General features: G+C 55.6%; 5 protein-coding genes and 2 pseudogenes. All 7 read right to left on the minus strand.

Annotated elements, in window-relative coordinates; translation table 11 throughout:
- Positions 1–147: 147 nt before the first annotated feature.
- Entirely contained in the window at positions 148–1101 is a 954-nt protein-coding gene (locus tag F7Q90_RS24265; RefSeq protein WP_151161120.1) for a major capsid protein, read from the minus strand.
- Positions 1102–1114: 13 nt separating this feature from the next.
- Positions 1115–1897 carry a hypothetical protein gene (locus F7Q90_RS24270; RefSeq protein ID WP_006120131.1) on the minus strand — a complete coding sequence of 261 codons (783 nt, stop codon included), beginning with the start codon at positions 1895–1897 and terminating at the stop codon, positions 1115–1117.
- 145 nt (positions 1898–2042) lie between these two features.
- Complete coding sequence (locus F7Q90_RS24275; RefSeq protein ID WP_006120132.1) at positions 2043–3095, minus strand: structural protein; 1053 nt, start codon at positions 3093–3095, stop codon at positions 2043–2045.
- Complete coding sequence (locus F7Q90_RS24280) at positions 3079–4491, minus strand: DUF4055 domain-containing protein (RefSeq protein WP_006120133.1); 1413 nt, start codon at positions 4489–4491, stop codon at positions 3079–3081. Before F7Q90_RS24280 ends, F7Q90_RS24275 begins: the two co-directional genes overlap by 17 nt.
- Complete coding sequence (locus tag F7Q90_RS24285) at positions 4491–5798, minus strand: terminase large subunit domain-containing protein (protein WP_044242319.1); 1308 nt, start codon at positions 5796–5798, stop codon at positions 4491–4493. Before F7Q90_RS24285 ends, F7Q90_RS24280 begins: the two co-directional genes overlap by 1 nt.
- A pseudogene (locus F7Q90_RS28020) lies at positions 5776–5967 on the minus strand (terminase small subunit); the annotation flags it as partial. The pseudogene F7Q90_RS28020 and the gene F7Q90_RS24285, both read right to left, overlap by 23 nt.
- A 19-nt stretch (positions 5968–5986) precedes the next feature.
- A pseudogene (locus F7Q90_RS28025) lies at positions 5987–6134 on the minus strand (IS630 family transposase); the annotation flags it as partial.

The raw sequence follows: 6134 nt of genomic DNA on the forward strand, positions 1-6134 counted from the left end.
GAATATTTTACGGCATTCTCCGCTAATGCTCAGGCGAATATCCCTGAAGGACGTTCTTAACAATTTAACAAGGGTTTACCACAAAATGGTGCTGGTTTATTAGCGTCAATTTGTGGGGATCCCTCAGGGCCGGAGCCCCTTCGATGATTAGCTTGACGCCTGACCGCCAACGTTGATCAGCACGCCCGCAGTCGCCTTGTTCTCCTTAAAGTGCTTCGTCCAGTTCCCTTTGGTGCCGATTTTGGTGATGTCGGGATTTGCCCCTTTCGCCGTCGCCCAGCTATAGCCCAGCAAATCGATGTTCACCACGCCTTCCGCGCGATAACCGATGGCGAGGTTCTCCTGGTCGTTAATCGGATAGGAGCGGAAACCCGGTGCCTGCGACTCCGTGATTTTTACCGCGTTGGGTACCAGACCCAGAATGGAATCTGCCGGGCAGCGGTCGGTGACCAGCACCGGCTTACCCAGCGTGCCCGGCTGACCGCCATAGACCACCACGCCCGCCTCTTCGTAAAGCTTGTTGTCGATGGCCTGATCGACAATATCGAAGTAGGTCGCGGAGTGCATAACGAACAGCGAGACGCGGTTGAACTTATCGCCGTACTTACGCAGGCCGCGGGTCAGCGTTTTTTTGCCGTCGGTGGCGATATCGGCACTCACCTGCATGTCGTTATTGTTGCCGATGGCGGCCACCAGCGCCTTCACGGCATAGCTGATATAACCTTCAAGCGAAGCATCAGCGGCATCGGTGCCCACCACCTCAGAGAACTCGCTTACGTCACGGCCGCGGCGCTTGAAGGCTTCTTCGGTCGTGGTGTACGGGCCATACTTCCAGGGGGTTTTAACGCCGATCGCTTCGCCGGCACCGATTTTCTGGCCTTCGATGGTTTTGGTGGATTCAACGTCGCGGAACTCAATCGAGCCGCCTACCTGATAAAAAGCGCGCTTTTTGAAATCACCTTCAATCAGTTCGTTATCGAGAATGATCGCACCGTTCGATGAGGCGTTAAATACGTTGAGATTATCCTGGCGACGTTCCAGAAAGGCTGTCTGCGCCAGATCGTCGTAAATGATCATGTCGGCATTGGTTGTCGTTGACATGGTTTTTCAGTCCTTAGTCTTTAGGGAGGCGCAAAAAGGCCTGCTGGCCATGTTTGCGGATATAGTCGGCTTTCTGCTGTGACGACATGACAGAACGCTTCAGAGCACCGCCCGCACCGGAACGGTGACCACCTGCCCCGGTGCCTTCGGCCTGCGGGAACAGATGGGGAGCTGTCTCTTTCAGGGATTCGGCCCACTCCAGCGGCGTAAGCGGGGTTTTGCCGTCTTTCCCCAGCACCGGATTACCCTCATCGTCCACCGCCACGGCCTCGCCGTCATCGTTCAGGGTGAAGGTGCCGCGTGCGCGCAGAATAATGTCGTCGGCCGCACCCGGCAGCGCACCGGTTTTCAGCGCAGCGCTGCGGATGGCATCGCCCAAGACGCGATCGCTGAACTTTCTGGTAAACGCTTCGGCCTTTTCCGCACGCTCGTTGGCGGCCTGGATCTGCTTTTCCACGTCGGCGCGCAGGCGCTCGGTGCGCTTGTTCAGCACATCGTCAATTTTTCCTTCGGCAATCAGCTTTGCCTCTTCGTCGTCGGAAAAGCGCTGCAGAATGGTTTTAACGGCGTCCGGATCGATACCGTCAAAACGCGCGAGGTTATCTTTTTGCTGCTTAATGGTTCCCAACAGTTCGCTGTTTTTGGTTTTCAGGCCGGTAACGACGCTGTTTACACGCGCATCAATGATCTGTTGAATTTCCGGCGTAATTTCTGGCTCACCACCTGATGGTGCGCCGCCGTCACCGTTCTCATCAGCTGCCGCGTAATATTTCAGGAACATATTTCTGAAAAGCATGTTTTCCCCTCGGGAATGGTCAGTTATCGGGCTTCGCCCATAAAAAAGCCCCGGCTTAGCCAGGGCTGCTGTTCGTTATGAAGACGTCAGTCGAGACCGGCGCGCTTAAACGCTGCGGCGTCCCGCTGGCGAAGCTCGTCCAGCGTCAGCCACCGGCCGTCTTCGGTATAAAAGAAAGTTTCAGTCCGCCGCTGCGAAGCAGTCTTCCACGCATTGGTCCGAGAATGTCATCCTGCCGGCTGGCACGCTGTCGAGCTATCCAGGCCGGATAGGTGACCGGCTTCGGTACCTCACCGCTGAGCGCGTCTTTTTCATCGCCGGTGAGGTCATCAGGTAGCAGGCCCATTTCCTGCCAGCTTCTGAATATCAGCGTGTAGGTGGAGCGGCAGTGAAAGTGCAGCCGCCCCGGTCCGTCTCCCCACGGTATACCGTGTTTTATGGGCTGATTATGCAGGGTGTAGGTCAGCGCATCACGGATCCGGCAAGGCGGCGAGGTTTTATTATCCAGGGTGGACAGCCACTGTTTGGCCTTGATCAGGTGATCGTTCGCCGTCGCCGTCTGCTCCCGCACGACTTCAGCTGCATGCGCCAGCGTGCTGTAACCGATGGCGGAGGCGTTGGCCCGGCTTTTATTCAGCGCGCCGTCCTGCCAGTTACGGGCCTTTGTGCCACGCACGTTTCTGACGGTCTGATCGGGCGCGTCACCCCTGCCCTGCCCGGTGCGTACCGTATTGACGATGCGCGCGAAGCGGTCGGCCTCAAGCTTATCGGTCCACTCCTTCAGCGCATAACCGTGAAAGGGTTCAGTCACGGCCCGCAAGTAGGCCTGCCCGGCATCGATTTTTTTCAGCAGCCCGCGCTGGCTCACCACCTCCGGCAGCAGGGACTTAATCAGGTCGAAGCCGAATCCGGTCTCATACTCCGTGAAATCTTTAAGCACCTGACCGAGCTCGCCGAAAAAGCGCGTCACCGCCTTACGGTTAATGTCCCTGACGGGAGCCAGCAGGCGGGACATTTTTTTAACGGAGAGGCTGCCTGCGGGTATATCTTCCAGCTCCACCAGCAGCCTAGCGGCCAGCTCTGCATCGTCAGCGCTGAGCGTGGCCACCAGCTTACTGACGACGCCCGCTTCATAGCGCGTCAGGTGAACCCGGTGTGCTATCTGCTCGTCACGCAGACGCTCATTTATCGTCGGCATAATTCAGTCCGGTAAAGGTGGGAGCCTTGTCCTTGAGAGCCTGAATAACGTCATCCAGATCGGCAGCAGGGTTGATGATGTCAAGCTTCTGGAATACCCGCACCAGATCGTCGTCGCGCATGGCGCCTGACTGCCAGGCACTGACAATGGCCGACACCATGCCGGAATCGGCCACGCGGGCGATAAACTCTTGATTCAGCGTGTAGCTCCAGCCGCCTGACGCATCACCGGCATAACGGGCGCACCAGTTCAGCGCCCGTGTGTAGGCCTCGGACACGTTAGCCACGCAGATGCTCAGTAAAGACGTTGCGGCACTCTGCTCACTGCTGGCCTGCGTGGTTGTTTTTACCGCTGAATTCTGCTCAATCAGCCTGGCACCCAGCGCAACCATATAGTCACGCTTGCTGTCCATCGCCTCTTTAGCCAGCATATTGGGCTGTGCCTGAGCGTAAGCGAAAGTGCCATCTTTCGGCAGCATCAGCGGATTGCGGGAGCCGACTTTAACACCTGACTTTTCCAGATGATCCCGCCATTCCGTGGTCAGGCCCGACATCCACGGCTGAACCTGCCCGCAGAACCACACGCTGTCTTCATAATCAGCGCTGTTGCGGTAGTGGCCGAGGTTGATTTCGGCCAGGGCGGCCAGCGGCGGCTCGTCCAGCGTCGGATCGTTATTCTGCGCACCAATAAAGGCAAATGGGATTTCATTCCACGGCTCAGCAGACGCAAACGCGCGCGGAATAATTTCCTCAGCAACGACATAAGGGCCGGTTTCTTCCGGGCCGGTGCGTTTCCAGATGCGGCAGACGAACGTGCCGTTTTCCAGCGCCAGCTCACGATACTGCACGCGCAGCTTAAACCCGAACCCGTCAGGCTCTTCAGTGACCTCGCGCAGCACCACCAGCACAAGGGATGTGCGCCCCTCAATAGTCTGTGTGCGCCAGTTGATGATGTCTTCAGCCCGGTAGCCCACGATAATTGGCCGGTTTTCTGCCGTGGCATAGTCCACATACAGTCCCTCGCGGCCCGCTTCAAGAATATTTTCCAGCACCACCTGCGACTGCTGATAAATGCTGGTTCCGGCCCCGTCCGCGTTATTGAGCAGGCAGGCCAGCTTATCCGGCGCGTTAATCGTGGGCACCTTACGAAAGGCCATGCCCAGCATGCCGATTTTGGTATTGACCGAAATGGGATAGAAAACGGCGCGGTCCAGGTAATCCTCATTGCGCCGCCTGTTGCGTGCGGAAAGGTCGGTCGGATCCAGCCGGGGGAGATACGCATGCCCGGCACTCTTGACCGCATCGGCCCCGCGACAGACTTCACGGATCATTTTCCACAGGGGCATCGCCGCCCTGTGCTCGGGGCGGACAAACGTAATGTCGTAGTTTTCGCTCATCAGAAAGTCGTATCCAGAGAGATGGAGAAGGCAGGTTTCACGATGGGGAACTGCTTCACAATGTAATAACCACCAGCGTCGTTGGGATGATCGTTGCCGGATTTTTTATCCGGCTCACCGTTATCACCCCATACCTGCTGTTCCAGCGACTCGGTGTAAACCGGGCAACGTTTCACGTTAACCTTATAGCGACGTTCGCCATTGCCGTTGCAGAGCATGGCGTTCATGGCATTAATGCGATCCTTAACCGGCGGGTTAGCCTCATCAACAATGACATGAAAACCTGCCTGTCTGAGCTGGGCGATATCAGTGGTGCTGGCGTTACTCGATTTCCGCGAGTCGCCTGATGCATCCGGGTAAATATAGATTTCACGCACCTTACGATAATCGTCGCCATCACAGAGCCAGAAACGCTCTTTAATTATGCGGATCATATCCGGTGTATCGTAAGCATTGATGATTTCACTCACTGCGCGCGGCAGACCCAAGCGAAGTACGTGGACGATACCTGCCATTTTCCCCACGTTGAAATCCATACCAATATAAAGTGGTTCGCCCGGCTGCTCTTCTTCTTCGCAGTTATTCAGTCTGCGATCAAACTGATGATAAATCGTGCCGCTGGTCAGGTTGGTGAAAAGCCCGCGCAGATACGCCTTAATCAGCTCAGACGGGTACGATTCCATCAGCGAGGGGATATAGTCCGGAGGGAGGTTTTTCTCGTTATCAAACGTCGAAGCCTGCACCAGCCCGTACAGGGTTGTCAGCGAGGGCTTGTTGCGTACAGCTTTTACAAATTGCTGATAAACGAATTTAAATCCTTCGGGTGTGGTCGTAACGTCAATGCCGTTCCGCAGGCCTGGTACTTTATAACGCATGCGGGCAATGATTTTTCGCCAGGCTAATTCCGCTTTTTTCGCGGGCATAACATCCAGCTCATCAATAAGCGCATTACCGATTTTGAAACCCACGATCGTCTGTGGTTTTTCCATCGATCGGCAAATCGTCGTGCCGCGGTACTGCCTGCCGACGTAGAAGTGCACCTCTTTATTACTTTCATTGATTTCAACGCGCATTCCCCAGTCAAAGGCAACCTCCTCAACCGTCGGATAAAAAATGTCGCGGATCTGTGGATAAGTGGGTGCAAAATATCCCTGATTGATGCGGGGGTGCTCCCACATTTCTTTACAGATACCACCACATCCCACCCACGTTTTACCGGAGCCAAATCCGGCAACGTATGCCCTGAACTTGTGAGGCATGGCAAGAAATCGCGCCTGAGGAATATTAAGTGTCGGTGAGATCCCCATCATCGTCATTCCTTACGCGGGCATCCACGACGTTAATATTAATGGCCACTGGTACCGGCTCGCTGTCCTCCGGTTCTGAAGACATTTCCCTGCGCAGTTTTTCAACTTCAAGCTGACGCCGCTCTATTTCAATCTGCTGCAGGCGCTGAGCATATTCGCTCTCAGCTAAATAACTGATCCTAATACCGCTACACTTTAGCCAGCCCATGTTTCCCCCGGGGAATGGGCTGACGGTATTCATAAAGTGATGGACCTTTTTCAACAGTTGCCACATTGAACTGCACTGGTGATTTCGGGTTATTGTCTCATGAAGCGCCTGCCACAACCGTTCGACAT

The sequence above is a fragment of the Pantoea stewartii subsp. stewartii genome, assembly GCF_008801695.1.
Classification (GTDB): domain Bacteria; phylum Pseudomonadota; class Gammaproteobacteria; order Enterobacterales; family Enterobacteriaceae; genus Pantoea; species Pantoea stewartii.